We start from the raw sequence: 12,422 nt of genomic DNA on the forward strand, positions 1-12,422 counted from the left end.
GAAGGGGCCCTACCGCTTCCGGCCGAGGGTCGCCAGCGCGGCGCGCAGCACGCTGGCCGTCGTGTGGCCGTCGCCGTCGGCGAGGACCTTGTCCACGGCCTGCTCGGCCTGCTTGGCCGGGAACCCGAGCCCGGCCAGCGCCTCGACGACCTCCGCGCGCAGGGCACCGGGTGCGGTGACGGCGGGCAGGTCGCCGCCGCCGAGCGCGGTCACCTTGTCGCGCAGCTCGAGCGTGAGCCGTTCGGCGCCCTTGCGGCCGATGCCCGGCACCGAGGTGAGCACCGTGATGTTGCCCTCGACCAGCGCGGCCCGCAGCTTGTCGGGGTCGAGCACGGCGAGGGTGGCCAGCGCGAGCCGCGGCCCGATCCCGGACACGGTCTGCAGCAGCCCGAACAGCTCCCGCGCGTCGGCGTCGGCGAAGCCGAACAGCGTCAGCGAGTCCTCGCGCACGACCAGCGCGGTGTGCAGCCGGGCCTCCTCGCCGCGCCGCAGGGTGGCCAGCGTCGCCGGGGTGGCCTGGACGGCGAAGCCGACCCCGCCGACCTCGACCACGACGTGGTCCAAGCCGACCGAAAGGACTTCCCCGCGTACCGACGAGATCATCGTGCTGCTCCAGGCTTCTTCGTCTTGGTCATCGTGGCCGGCTTGGCGGCCGTGGTCTTCGAAGCTTGCTTGGCCGCCGCGGCCAGCCGGGCCTTGTGCGTGCGGGCCATCTCGGCCGCCCGCGCTTCGGCTTCGGCGAGCCGGGCGCGCATCGGCTCGCGCCAGAGGTGGCAGATGGCCAGGGCCAGCGCGTCGGCGGCGTCGGCGGGGTGCGGGGCGACCTCGAGGTTGAGCAGGCGCATCACCATGGCGGTGACCTGCGCCTTGTCCGCCCGGCCCGACCCGCTGACCGCGGCCTTCACCTCGCTCGGCGTGTGGAAGACGACGGGCAGGCCCCGCCGCGCGGCGGCCAGGGCGACCACGCCGCCGGCCTGCGCGGTGCCCATCGCGGTCCGGACGTTGTGCTGGGCGAAGACGCGCTCGACCGCCACGGCCGCCGGCTTGTACCTGTCCATCCACCGCTCGACCTCGTCGGAGATGCCGAGCAGCCGGTGCGCCAGGTCGGCGTCGGCCGGCGTCCGCACGACGTCGACGGCGACGCAGCGGACGGCCCGGCCCTTGCCACCGTCGACCACCCCCAGGCCGCACCTGGTCAGACCGGGGTCGACCCCGAGCACCCGCACGCGTTCTCCCTCTCACCGCGAACACCAGTTCGAGCTAGCAGGCTACTTGGCGCGCCTGCGGCAGGATGGGAGACATGCCGCAGCCCTCGGATTTCGTCACCCACCTGGGTCTTGAGCCCCTGCCGGTCGAAGGCGGGCGGTGGGCGCAGAGCTGGCGCTCGGAGACCGGGTCCGCGATCTACTACCTGCTCGTCGCGCCGGAGTTCTCCGCGCCGCACCGGCTGGACCGCGTCGAGGTCTACGCCCACCACGCCGGCGCGCCCGCCGCGATGCTGCTGCTGCACCCGGACGGCTCGGTCGAGCGGCCCGTGCTCGGCACCGACGTCGCCGCCGGGGAGCGCCCGCAGGTCGTCGTGCCCGCCGGGACGTGGCAGGCCACGGTCACGCGCGGGGAGTGGAGCCTGCTCGGGACGGTCGTCGTGCCGCCCTACACCGACGACTGCGTGGAGTTCGCTTCGGCTTCGGAGCTGGCCGAGCGGTATCCGGAAGCGGCCGCCGACCTGCGGATGTTCTAGGGGCCGTCGACGCCGGGGGTCCAGCTCTCCGGGTCACCGCTCCCGGTGAGCACCAGCTGCCACTGGGCGAAACCGTCCGGCGCGTCCGGGTGCCAGGGGAACTTGCCCTCCGGCGTCGCGACGATCAGCTGCAGCGCCGGGAAGTCGCCGTCCGGGTAGATGAGGAACGCTGTGCCGAAGTACTCGGGGTAGTGCCCCTTGTTGACGCGCTCGAGGACGACCGGGACGCCTTCGAAGAAGTCGTCGTAGCGCTTGCCGACCTCGAAGATCTCACCGTTGGCCGCGCGGTCGACGTAGGCGTCGAGCAGGACCTGGCCCATCTGGTCGGGCAGTCCGATCACGACGGCCTCGGGCACGCTGTGCAGCGCCCACGCGCAGGCGGTGAAGCAGTAGCCGGCACCCTCGTCGTCGCCCGCGACCGTGATGACCGCGTTGCCGCGTTCCTTCGCCTGCGTCTCGATCCATTCGATCAAGCGCAGTTCGTCCGCGGAGAGTTCGGCGGTGATGTCGGCGGAAGCGGCGGGGGTCGTCGAGGTCACGGCGCACATTCTGCCTGACGAGCTCGCCCCCGCCCAGTGTCCGGGCCGGAAAGTTTCCGGCCCGGACACCGAAGTGTTGCGGCGTAAGGCAAAACTCAGCCGACTTCGGCGAGCACCTCGTCCGACACGTCGAAGTTCGCGTAGACGTTCTGGACGTCGTCGCAGTCTTCGAGGGCGTCGATCAGCTTGAAGACCTTCTTCGCGCCGTCCGCGTCCAGGGGGACGCTGACCGACGGGAGGAACGTCAGCTCCGCCGACTCGTACTCGAAGCCGGCCTCCTGCAGTGCCTTGCGCACCGGGACCAGGTCGCCGCCCTCCGAAACGATCTCGAAGCTCTCGTCGAGGTCGTTGACCTCTTCGGCGCCCGCGTCGAGAACCGCCATGAGGACGTCGTCCTCCGTCGCGTCGCCCTTCGGCATGATCACGACACCCTTGCGGGTGAACATGTACGCGACCGAGCCCGGGTCGGCGAGGGAGCCGTTGTTGCGCGTGAGCGCGGTGCGGACCTCCATCGCGGCGCGGTTCTTGTTGTCGGTGAGGCACTCGATCAGCACCGCGACGCCGTTGGGGCCGTAGCCCTCGTACGTGATGTTCTGCCAGTCGGCGCCGCCGGCCTCTTCGCCGGCGCCGCGCTTGCGGGCGCGCTCGATGTTGTCCTGCGGGACCGAGTTCTTCTTCGCCTTCTGGATGGCGTCGTAGAGCGTGGGGTTGCCATCCGGGTCGCCACCACCGGTGCCGGTCCGTGCGGCCACCTCGATGTTCTTGATCAACCGCGCGAAGAGCTTGCCGCGCTTCGCGTCGAGGTTGGCCTTCTTGTGCTTCGTGGTGGCCCACTTGGAGTGGCCGCTCATCTCTCCTCCATCTGTTCCGTACCCCGGCCGGGCACCGCGTCTCAGGAAGCCTTCCGCACGAGGTCGACGAACAGCCGGTGCACCCGCACGTCGGGCGTCAGCTCCGGGTGGAACGCGGTCGCCAGCACCGCCCCCTGCCGGACCGCGACGATCCTAGCGGTCTCGTCCCCCACGCCGGGCACGCCGCTGACCGTGGCCAGCACCTCGACGCCGTCACCGGCTTTCTCGACCCACGGGGCCCGGATGAACACCGCGTGCACCGGCCCGCCGTCCACCTCGGCGAAGTCGAGGTCGGCCTCGAAGGAGTCGACCTGCCTGCCGAAGGCGTTGCGCCGGACGACGACGTCGAGCCCGCCGAGCTGCTGCTGGTCCGGCCGCCCGTCGAGGGTCTGCCGCGCGAGCAGGATCATCCCGGCGCACGAACCGAAGGCGGGCATGCCTTCGGCGATCCGCGCGCGCAACGGCTCCAGCAGCTCGAAGCCCTCCAGCAACCGCGACATCGTGGTCGACTCGCCGCCGGGCAGCACCAGACCATCCACTTCGGACAGCTCAGTGGCCCGGCGCACCGGCTTCGCCCGCGCGCCCGCCTCTTCCAGCATCGCGACGTGCTCCCGCACGGCGCCCTGCATGGCGAGCACACCGACGACCGGTTCCGACGACACCCAACCTCCCGAAAGACCTTCCCACCAGCCTAGACGCTCTGACTCCGGGGCTTACCGGCAGGTCAGCCCCGGTCCCGGCACCGCTCCTCCCGCGGCAGCCGTCTTGAACGAGTCGTCCAAGACCTCCGAAGTCCTGAACGACTCGTTCAAGACGTTCGGACCCGCGCCCGCCGAAGCTGCGCCGGCCGGACCCACCCCCGGCCTTCCCGCCCGGGACCTCCGGGCCACCAGCGCCCCAATGTGGCATTGGGTGCGTCCCACGCACCCAATGTGGCGTTCGGTGCGTCCCACGCACCGAACGCCACATTGGGGCGCCGGCAACCGGACAACAACGGCGGCTCAGGGCACCCCGGCCAACCTCAACAGCGCCGCCGTCGCCGCGGCCGCGACGACCACCAGCACGAACGGCGCCTTCCGCCACGCCAGCACCCCGGCCACCAGCACCCCCGCCGGCCGGGCGAAGCCCGCGAACCCGTGGCCCTCCGTCAGCGCGCTGACCGCGACCAGCGCCGCCAGCAGCACCACCGCCGCCAGGGCCATCAGCCGTTCGGCCCGCGGCGACAGCTTCACCCGGCTGCGCAGCACCGGCCCGGCGAACCGGAACGCGAACGTCCCCAGCGCCAGCACCGCCGTGCCGATCAGCAGCTCCACCCCGTCCATCAGCGCGCCTCCTGCAGTTCGGGTTCCTTCGCCGCGATCCCCACCACGACGCCGGCCAGCGCCAGCAGCACCGGGAGCCCGGCCGGCAGGAACGGCGTCGCGGCCAGCGCGACCAGCACGCCCACCAGCACCGGCAGCCGGGCCGCCTGGTCGCGCAGGGACGGAAGGACCAGGGCCAGGAGCACCGCCGGGAACGCCGCGTCGAGGCCGAAGACGTCGGTGTCCTTGATCGCCGATCCCGCGAACGCGCCGGCCAGCACGCCCGCGTTCCAGCACACGAAGATCCCCACCCCGCAGGCCCAGTAGGCCGCGCGACGGCGGTGGGCCTCGTCCTGGGCCATCGCGAACGCCACCGTCTCGTCGCTCATCAGGTGGCTGCCGAACAGCCGGGTCCAGCGCTGCCCGACGACGTCGCCGACCGCGAAGCCGAACGGCAGGTGCCGGGCGTTGGCCAGCAGCCCGGCCAGCACGGCCGCGAACGGGTTGCCGCCCGCGGCCACGATCCCGATGAACATGAACTGCGACGCGCCGGCGAAGACCAGCAGCGACATCAGCATCGGCAGCCACAGCGGGAAGCCCGAGCTCACCGCGATGGCGCCGTAGGACACGCCCACGAGACAATCGGCGACGCAGACCAGGCCGATGTCGCGGGCGAGGCCCCGGTCGAGTGTTCGCCATATCGAACGCATGTGTTCTATGGTGAACGTAGGCCCCCGTGTTCGTCAAGGCGAACAGAACGACCGATGGAGCGAACGGCATGCCGCAGGAAACCACCGGAGCGCCCTTGGACATCATCGCGGCGTCCTTGCGCCGCGAACGGACCCGCGCCGGACTCTCCCTGACCGAGGTCGCGAAGCGCGCCGGCCTGGCCAAGTCGACGCTCTCGCAGCTGGAATCGGGCACCGGCAACCCGAGCGTGGAAACGCTCTGGGCGCTCGGCGTCGCCCTCGACGTGCCGTTCTCCCGGCTGGTCGAGCCGGAGCGGCCGAAGGTCCGGGTGGTCCGCGCGGGCAAGGGGCCGACGGTGTTCGCCGAACACGCCGACTACGCGTGCACGCTGCTGTCGGCGTGTCCCAGCGGCGCCCGCCGCGACATCTACGTCGTCCACGGCGAGCCGGGCACGCCACGGCGCTCCGACCCGCACATGACCGGGGTGGTCGAGCACATCGTGCTGTGCGCGGGCCGGGCGCGCGTCGGCGTGCTGGACGCCCCGGAGGAGCTCCTGCCCGGGGACTACATCTCCTACCCGGGCGACGTCCAGCACCTCTTCGAAGCCCTCGAGCCGGGAACCTACGGCGTCGAGATCTCCGAATACGTCTAGGACGTCACCAGCCGCGCTCGGCCAGCCGGTGCGGCTCCGGGAGCTCTTCGACGTTGATGCCGACCATGGCCTCGCCCAGGCCGCGCGACACCTTCGCGAGGACGTCCGGGTCGTCGTAGAACGTCGTCGCCTTGACGATCGCCGCCGCGCGCTGGGCCGGGTTGCCGGACTTGAAGATGCCGGACCCGACGAACACGCCCTCCGCGCCGAGCTGCATCATCATCGCCGCGTCGGCCGGGGTGGCGATGCCGCCCGCGGTGAACAGCACCACCGGGAGCTTCCCGGCCTGCGCCACCTCGCGCACCAGCTCGTACGGCGCCTGCAGCTCCTTGGCCGCGACGAACAGCTCATCCTCGGGCAGCGACGTCAGCTTCCGGATCTCGCCGCGGATCTGCCGCATGTGCGTGGTGGCGTTGGAGACGTCGCCGGTGCCGGCCTCGCCCTTGGAGCGGATCATCGCCGCACCCTCGGTGATCCGGCGCAGGGCCTCGCCGAGGTTGGTCGCACCGCAGACGAAGGGGACGGTGAACGCCCACTTGTCGATGTGGTTGGCGTAGTCGGCCGGGGTGAGCACCTCGGACTCGTCCACGTAGTCGACCCCGAGGGACTGCAGCACCTGCGCCTCGACGAAGTGGCCGATGCGGGCCTTGGCCATCACCGGGATCGAGACGGCCTCGATGATGCCGTCGATCAGGTCGGGGTCGCTCATCCGCGCGACGCCGCCCTGGGCGCGGATGTCGGCGGGGACGCGCTCGAGCGCCATCACCGCGACCGCGCCGGCGTCTTCGGCGATCTTGGCCTGCTCGGCGGTGACCACGTCCATGATCACGCCGCCCTTGAGCATCTCGGCCATGCCGCGCTTCACCTTGGCGGTGCCGGTGACGGACTGGACGGTGCCACTGGAGGTGGTCTGCTGCTCGGACACGACGGGGCCTTTCCACAAGAAGAACAAGGGGTGACGAGTTCGATCGTAGGTCGGCGGTGGCCCCTTCAAGCAGGCCAGTTCACGGCTATCTCAGGAGTCCACTTCCGGCACGCCCGCGACCAGGACTTCCGCGGCCCGGGTGCGTGCGTAGAGCACGTGACGTCCGGCACGGTGCCCGCTGACCAGGCCCGCGGCCTTGAGGACCCCGAGGTGCTGCGACACGGCCCCGGCGCTGAGCCGGGTCCGGCGGGCCAGCTCGGCGGTGGACGCCGGCGCGGTCAGCTCGGTGAGCAGCATGGCCCGGCTGCGGCCCACGACGGCGGCCAGCGCACCGGGCGCGACGGCGGTGCCGGCCTCCCAGAGCGTGGCGATCCCGCGCGGCGGGTAGCGCAGCACCGGCTGCCACCGCGGGTCGGTCTTGGAGAACACCCGCGGCCAGACGAACGCCGAGGGCACCAGCACCAGGCCGCGCCCGTCGAGCGGCACGGCGGCGTGCAGGTGCCGGTGCGCCACCGTGAGCGTGCCGCCCTCCCAGCGGACCAGCGGGGTGAGGTCGTTGAACAGCTCGGCGGCCCCGCCCTGGGCCAGCAGCCGCGACCGGTACAGCACGTCGGCCTCGAGCAGCGCGCGGATCCGGGGCCAGTCGGGGGCGAGCACGAGGTCCCAGTACTTCCCCATCAGCGTCGCGAGCCGGTCGAGACCGGCTTCGGGGTCGCGGTGGAACCGGTTCACCGCGGGCGTGTGCGGCCCGGCCATCGCGTCCAGCTCGCGCCGGACGAGCCGGGCGGGCACGTCGCGCAGGTCGGCGAGCTCGTCGGCGAGGTCGGGCAACGGCGTCGACGGCGTGCCGGCCAGGAAACCGGGCAGGTGCCGCAGCGGGACGAGGTCGCGCAGCAGCTCGATGTCGAGCCCGGCCGCCTCGAGCGCCGCGGTGGCGCGCTTGACCCACGGCAGGTGCAGGGCGTGTTCCCCCGGCTGGTTCAGGACGCGGACGCTCGCCACGATCTCCCACGCCGGGGAGAAGGCGAACCGGGTGTGCGCCAGGTCCTCTGCGGAGAATGCCAGGTCGAGCACGCGCTGCCTCTCTGCCGACGTCCCGCGAAGTCTATGTCTCTCCCAAGTGGACAGTCGAGTGGGGCGCCGAAAGTCCTTGCGGGAAAGCGAAAATTCCTCGCGGGTCATACTTTCGGGCGACAGCGCGCAGCCGCGGCAGGTTCACCCCGTAGTAAGCCTCGGCCCAGTCGGGCATCTCCGGGTCCAGGTAGTTGACGTAGCCGGTGGTGCCGAACTCCGGCCCGAGCCCGTCGCGCACGGCGGCGAGCGAACGCCGTGCGCCGGCCTCGCTGCCTTCCCCGGGCGCCGCCCCGTGCAGGAACTGGAAGCTGGCCAAGGCCTTCCGGTGCGGGAACGCCGTTTCGCGGGCGCCGACGCGCGCGATCGCGCCGCCGGCCGAGTCGACGAGCGTGTCGACGCCCGGATCGCGGGTCAGCACCTCGGCCACCGCCGCCGGGTCGGCGACCGGTCGCGTCAGCATCCGCGAAGTGCCGACGTACGCCTCCCGGACCGTGGCCTCCCGGGTGTCGAAGGACCGCATCGCGCTCAGGTGGTCGGTGACGCGGCTCCGCCGTCCGCCGGGCGGGGTGCCCACCCGGCGGACGAGGTCGTCGAGCAGCTCGGTCAACCGCGTCTCCGGACCGAGGAACGTCCCGCTGACCCCGGCGCGCCCGGCCGCGAGATCCATGCCCGACCACAGCTCGTCCGGGAGCCCCGGCAGCCACTCCTGCCACGCGCCGAGCAGCGCGGCCTGTGTCCCGTCCGGGAAGTCCAGCGCGAAGGTCGCGACGTCCGCCGCCGGCACGGTCCGGAACGTGAACCCGGTGACGATGCCGAAGTTGCCGCCGCCCCCGCCGCGCAACGCCCAGAACAGGTCCGGCTCCGCCGTCGCCGACGCCGTTCGCACCCGGCCGTCGGCCGTGACGATCCGCGCCGCCTCCAGCTGGTCGCAGGTCAGCCCGTACTTCCGGTCGACGAGGCCGAGCCCGCCGCCGAGGGTCAGACCGGCGATGCCGACCGTCTCGCAGGTGCCGGCGGGCAGCACCCGGCCGCGTGCGGCGAGCGTCGCCGCGATCGGGCCCAGCCGGGCGCCGGCGCCGATCACCGCCCGCCCGTCCGGCCGCACCTCGATGCCGCAGAACCGGCTCAGGTCCACCACGATCCCGCCGTCCACTGTGGAGTAACCGGGGTAGCTGTGCCCGCCGCTCCGGGCGGCGACCGGCAACCGGTGCCGGGCCGCGAAACCGATCACCTCCTGGACGTCCTCGACCCGCGCGGCGCCGACCACGGCCGCGGGCATCCGGTCGTCGTACATGGTGAAGAAACCCTGCTTGGCCTCCGGGTAGCCCGGGTCGCCCGGCCGGAACAGCGGCCCGGAGAGCCGCCGGCGCAGCCGCTGCCAGTCGTCCGGCGGCGGCCACCCCGCCATCCCCGCCACCGGCACCGCTCCGGAAACCCGCAAGAAAGTACGCCTGTCCATGTCGCCCCCCGCCGTCCCCCCAGGCATTCGGCTGGTCCCGGGACCCCTGCCTTGCCGTGACCAGGGTAGCGGGTGTGTGATCGAGGACACACGCCGTACACCAGCCGTTCGCCGAGGAGTCGTCATGGCAGACAAACAAGCCAAGAACGCCGACACCGGGGCCGCCGTCGCTGTGGACGACCCCGCGAAGGTCCGCAACGTGGTGCTCGTCGGCCCGTCCGGCTCGGGGAAGACGACCCTCACGGAGGCCCTCCTCGCGGCGTCGGGCACCGTCCCGCGCGCGGGCTCGGTGGTCGACGGGACGACGGTGTGCGACCACGACCCGGCCGCGGTCCGCCAGCAGCGCTCGGTCGGCCTTTCGGTTGCGCCGGTGCTGCACCAGGGCCACAAGATCAACCTGATCGACACGCCGGGGTACGCCGACTTCGTCGGGGAGCTGCGGGCGGGGCTGCGCGCGGCCGACGCGGCGCTGTTCGTCGTCTGCGCGGCCGAAGGGGTCGACGCGGCGACGGTCGCGGTGTGGGAGGAGTGCGCCGCCGTCGGCATGCCGCGCGCGGTCGTCGTCTCCCGGCTCGACCACCACCGGGCCGACGCGATGGCCGAGATCGCCGCCTGCCAGGCCGCGTTCGGCGCCGGCGTGCTGCCGCTGTACCTGCCCGCGGGCGACGGCCTGGTCGGGCTGATCACCCAGCGGTACTTCGACTACTCCGCCGGATACCCGCCGAAGACCGGCGAGCCCGATCCGGCCGACCTCGAGCGGATGGCCGAAGCCCGCAACGAGCTGATCGAAGGGATCATCGCCGAGAGCGAGGACGAATCCCTGATGGATCGCTACCTCGGTGGCGAAGAGATCGCCGAGGAGACCCTCATCGCCGACCTCGAAACCGCCGTCGCGCGCGGGTCGTTCCACCCGGTCATCCCGGTCTGCGCGACCAGCGGGATCGGCCTGGCCGAGGTGCTCGACGGCATCGTGCGAGCGTTCCCCTCCCCGCTCGAACACCGGCCACCCGACGTCACCACGCCGGACGGCGCAGCGCACGCCGCCATCACCGCCGACCCCGCGGGCCCCCTCGCCGCGGAGGTCGTCCGGACGGCCGTCGACTCCTACGTCGGCCGCGTGTCGCTCGTCCGGGTGTTCTCCGGGACGCTGCGGCCGGAGCGGCCGGTGCACGTGTCCGGGCACGGCCTCGCCGAACGCGGCCACGAGGACCACGACGCCGACGAGCGCGTCGCCCACCTCTACTCCCCGCTCGGCGCCAACCTGCGGGAAGTGCCCTACTGCGTCGCGGGCGACCTCTGCGCGCTGACGAAGGTCGGCTCGGCGGAGACCGGCGACACCGTCTCTTCGCCGGACGAGCCGCTGCTGATGGAGCCGTGGGCGATGCCGGAGCCGCTGCTGCCGGTGGCGGTGGTCGCGAAGACCCGCAGCGACGAGGACACGCTGGCGCGCAACCTGTCCCGCCTGGTCGCCGGCGACCCGACGCTGCGGCTGGACCGCAACGCCGAGACCAACCAGCTGGTGCTGTGGTGCATGGGTGAGGCCCACGCGGACGTCGTCCTCTCCCGGCTGCGGGCGGGCGGCGCGGACGTCGACACCGAACCGGTGAAGGTCAGCCTGCGCGCGACCTTCACCAAACCGGCCAAGGGACACGGGCGGCACGTGAAGCAGTCCGGCGGCCACGGCCAGTTCGCGGTCTGCGACATCGAGGTCGAGCCGCTGCCGCGGGGCAGTGGGTTCCAGTTCGTGGACAAGGTCGTCGGCGGTTCGGTGCCGCACCAGTTCATCCCGAGCGTGGAGAAGGGCGTGCGGGCCCAGCTGCAGAAAGGGCTGACCGACGGGCACCCGGTGGTCGACGTGAAGGTGACCCTGGTCGACGGCAAGGCGCACAGCGTGGACTCGTCGGACGCCGCGTTCCAGACCGCGGGCGCGCTCGCGGTGCGGGAGGCCGCCGCGAGCGGGCACATCACGATGCTGGAGCCCCTGGAGGAGGTGGCGATCCGGCTGCCGGACGAGCACCTCGGCACCGTGCTCGGCGACCTGTCGTCCCGGCGGGGCCGGGTGCTGGGCACCGAAGCCGGCGACGGCGGGCGGACGGTGATCCGGGCCGAGGTCCCGGCGACGGAGCTGCTGCGGTACCTGATCGACCTGCGCTCGATGACCTCGGGCACGGCGACCTTCACCCGCCGGCACGCGAGGTTCGAGCCGGTGCCGGAAGGAATGGCGGTGCACTAGCCAGGCCGGACGACGCGCGTACCCGGCTGGACAACGCGGCGCGGGAAGCCTCTGCCGCCGTGTCGTCCGGCTGCGTACGCGCGTCGTCGGGTCGGGGGCGAGGTCAGCCGGGCCGGTGTGCGCGGTGCAGCGTGGCCGCGAAGTCGAGGGTGATCCCGCCGTCCTCGCCCATCGTGCGGGCGCCGTCCAGGAATCGCGCGTGGAACTCGCCGGCCCGTTCGCCCAGCGCGGCGACCAGCTCGGTGCCGCCGCGCGGCTGCAGCCACTCCCACAGTGCCTCGGGTCCGTCGAGCGGCAACGGCATCTCGATCTCTTCCCGTGCCAGGCCGGTGAATCCCGCTTCGGTCAGCAGCGAGTCGAGGCCTTCCGCGTCCATCGGCCCGGTCCCCGGCGACGGTTCGGGAGCGGGCTCGGCCGGAGAGCCCGGCGAGAAGAACTCGACGCTGAGCTCCTGCAACCAGCTCAGCCGGCCCACCGACTGCCGTTCCAGCGACAGCGCGATCGTCCCGCCGGGCACCAGCATCCGCCGGACCTGGGCGAGCACCGCCGCCGGGTCGTCCAGGACCTGCACGACGAACCCCGCCGTGACCAGGTCGAACGTCGCGTCGGGAAAGTCCGGCGCGGCGGCGTCCATGGTGCGGGCGGTCAGTTCCGGGTGGTCGGCGGCGAGCCGGGCCACCATCTCCGGCGACGCGTCGATCGCCGTCACCGCGCAGCCGCGCGCCAGCAGAGCACGGGCGACCGCGCCGCGGCCGGCCCCGACGTCGAGGGCCCGCGCACCCGGCGGCGGGCCGGCGAACGCGGCGAGCCGGGCGCCGACGTCCCCCACGTAGAAGAAGATCTCCTCGTACCGGTCGGCGATCCGGTCGTACTTCGCCCGCGCCTCGGCAGCTGTCGCCATGGGGGCCGACGCTAGCGACCGTCCCCGCGGCGAGGAACCGCCAGTGGGACGAGCCG

At 72.8% G+C, this 12,422-nt stretch carries 14 protein-coding genes; 3 read left to right on the forward strand and 11 right to left on the reverse strand.

The genetic code is table 11. The features are described 5' to 3' along the window. Positions 1 to 9: 9 nt before the first annotated feature. Positions 10 to 603 (reverse strand): Holliday junction branch migration protein RuvA, encoded by a 594-nt coding sequence (gene ruvA, locus QRX60_RS40760; RefSeq protein WP_285996803.1) that lies wholly within the window; start codon positions 601 to 603, stop codon positions 10 to 12. Continuing rightward, positions 600 to 1,226: a crossover junction endodeoxyribonuclease RuvC gene (ruvC, locus tag QRX60_RS40765; RefSeq protein WP_285996804.1), complete on the reverse strand. Its 627-nt coding sequence runs from the start codon at positions 1,224 to 1,226 to the stop codon at positions 600 to 602. Before ruvC ends, ruvA begins: the two co-directional genes overlap by 4 nt. 74 nt (positions 1,227 to 1,300) lie before the next feature. Between ruvC and QRX60_RS40770 the strand changes: the two genes are divergently transcribed. Continuing rightward, a complete protein-coding gene (locus QRX60_RS40770) occupies positions 1,301 to 1,741 on the forward strand; it encodes a cupin domain-containing protein (RefSeq protein WP_285996805.1) in 441 nt (146 codons plus the stop codon). On the opposite strand, the gene QRX60_RS40775 is transcribed toward QRX60_RS40770, so the two are convergent. From QRX60_RS40775 to QRX60_RS40795, 5 genes are all read right to left on the reverse strand, one after another. Then, entirely contained in the window at positions 1,738 to 2,289 is a 552-nt protein-coding gene (locus QRX60_RS40775; RefSeq protein ID WP_285996806.1) for a DUF4262 domain-containing protein, read from the reverse strand. The genes QRX60_RS40770 and QRX60_RS40775 overlap by 4 nt on opposite strands. Positions 2,290 to 2,375: 86 nt before the next feature. After that, entirely contained in the window at positions 2,376 to 3,131 is a 756-nt protein-coding gene (locus QRX60_RS40780; RefSeq protein WP_160696230.1) for a YebC/PmpR family DNA-binding transcriptional regulator, read from the reverse strand. Positions 3,132 to 3,172: 41 nt separating this feature from the next. Next, positions 3,173 to 3,793, reverse strand: coding sequence for a pyridoxal 5'-phosphate synthase glutaminase subunit PdxT (pdxT, locus tag QRX60_RS40785; RefSeq protein ID WP_285996807.1), 621 nt, complete (start codon positions 3,791 to 3,793; stop codon positions 3,173 to 3,175). A gap of 339 nt (positions 3,794 to 4,132) precedes the next feature. After that, positions 4,133 to 4,453 carry an AzlD domain-containing protein gene (locus QRX60_RS40790; protein WP_026468097.1) on the reverse strand — a complete coding sequence of 107 codons (321 nt, stop codon included), beginning with the start codon at positions 4,451 to 4,453 and terminating at the stop codon, positions 4,133 to 4,135. Next, positions 4,453 to 5,142, reverse strand: a complete 690-nt coding sequence (locus tag QRX60_RS40795) for an AzlC family ABC transporter permease (RefSeq protein WP_285996808.1) — start codon at positions 5,140 to 5,142, stop codon at positions 4,453 to 4,455. Before QRX60_RS40795 ends, QRX60_RS40790 begins: the two co-directional genes overlap by 1 nt. 68 nt (positions 5,143 to 5,210) lie before the next feature. Here QRX60_RS40795 and QRX60_RS40800 point away from each other — a divergent pair, with 68 nt between their 5' ends. Continuing rightward, on the forward strand, positions 5,211 to 5,774 hold the full coding sequence (locus tag QRX60_RS40800; RefSeq protein ID WP_285996809.1) for a helix-turn-helix domain-containing protein: 564 nt from the start codon (positions 5,211 to 5,213) through the stop codon (positions 5,772 to 5,774). A 4-nt stretch (positions 5,775 to 5,778) separates the two neighbouring features. Here the strand turns inward: QRX60_RS40800 and pdxS are convergent, their stop codons facing one another. The 3 genes from pdxS to QRX60_RS40815 form a co-directional block, all read right to left on the reverse strand. Next, the gene (gene pdxS / locus QRX60_RS40805) at positions 5,779 to 6,699 is read right to left on the reverse strand and encodes a pyridoxal 5'-phosphate synthase lyase subunit PdxS (RefSeq protein WP_285996810.1); all 921 of its coding nucleotides are present in this window, start codon (positions 6,697 to 6,699) and stop codon (positions 5,779 to 5,781) included. Positions 6,700 to 6,789: 90 nt separating this feature from the next. Beyond that, entirely contained in the window at positions 6,790 to 7,773 is a 984-nt protein-coding gene (locus QRX60_RS40810; RefSeq protein WP_285996811.1) for a DUF5937 family protein, read from the reverse strand. A gap of 31 nt (positions 7,774 to 7,804) precedes the next feature. Further along, positions 7,805 to 9,232, reverse strand: a complete 1,428-nt coding sequence (locus tag QRX60_RS40815) for an FAD-binding oxidoreductase (RefSeq protein ID WP_285996812.1) — start codon at positions 9,230 to 9,232, stop codon at positions 7,805 to 7,807. 124 nt (positions 9,233 to 9,356) lie between these two features. Here QRX60_RS40815 and QRX60_RS40820 point away from each other — a divergent pair, with 124 nt between their 5' ends. Beyond that, a complete protein-coding gene (locus QRX60_RS40820) occupies positions 9,357 to 11,465 on the forward strand; it encodes an elongation factor G-like protein EF-G2 (protein WP_285996813.1) in 2,109 nt (702 codons plus the stop codon). Positions 11,466 to 11,568: 103 nt separating this feature from the next. Here the strand turns inward: QRX60_RS40820 and QRX60_RS40825 are convergent, their stop codons facing one another. Further along, entirely contained in the window at positions 11,569 to 12,366 is a 798-nt protein-coding gene (locus tag QRX60_RS40825; protein WP_285996814.1) for a class I SAM-dependent methyltransferase, read from the reverse strand. Between the last annotated feature and the right edge of the window lie 56 nt (positions 12,367 to 12,422).

It is taken from the genome of Amycolatopsis mongoliensis (assembly GCF_030285665.1).
GTDB lineage: Bacteria > Actinomycetota > Actinomycetes > Mycobacteriales > Pseudonocardiaceae > Amycolatopsis > Amycolatopsis mongoliensis.

What these genes read in the sequence shown, in the direction of transcription:
- QRX60_RS40795 (WP_285996808.1), bottom strand. Translation starts at nt 5,142, where the DNA reads ATGCGTTCGATATGGCGAACACTCGACCGGGGCCTCGCCCGCGACATC.
- QRX60_RS40825 (WP_285996814.1), bottom strand. Translation starts at nt 12,366, where the DNA reads ATGGCGACAGCTGCCGAGGCGCGGGCGAAGTACGACCGGATCGCCGAC.
- QRX60_RS40770 (WP_285996805.1), top strand. Translation starts at nt 1,301, where the DNA reads ATGCCGCAGCCCTCGGATTTCGTCACCCACCTGGGTCTTGAGCCCCTG.
- QRX60_RS40780 (WP_160696230.1), bottom strand. Translation starts at nt 3,131, where the DNA reads ATGAGCGGCCACTCCAAGTGGGCCACCACGAAGCACAAGAAGGCCAAC.
- QRX60_RS40820 (WP_285996813.1), top strand. Translation starts at nt 9,357, where the DNA reads ATGGCAGACAAACAAGCCAAGAACGCCGACACCGGGGCCGCCGTCGCT.
- QRX60_RS40790 (WP_026468097.1), bottom strand. Translation starts at nt 4,453, where the DNA reads ATGGACGGGGTGGAGCTGCTGATCGGCACGGCGGTGCTGGCGCTGGGG.
- ruvA (WP_285996803.1), bottom strand. Translation starts at nt 603, where the DNA reads ATGATCTCGTCGGTACGCGGGGAAGTCCTTTCGGTCGGCTTGGACCAC.
- QRX60_RS40800 (WP_285996809.1), top strand. Translation starts at nt 5,211, where the DNA reads ATGCCGCAGGAAACCACCGGAGCGCCCTTGGACATCATCGCGGCGTCC.
- QRX60_RS40815 (WP_285996812.1), bottom strand. Translation starts at nt 9,232, where the DNA reads ATGGACAGGCGTACTTTCTTGCGGGTTTCCGGAGCGGTGCCGGTGGCG.
- QRX60_RS40775 (WP_285996806.1), bottom strand. Translation starts at nt 2,289, where the DNA reads ATGTGCGCCGTGACCTCGACGACCCCCGCCGCTTCCGCCGACATCACC.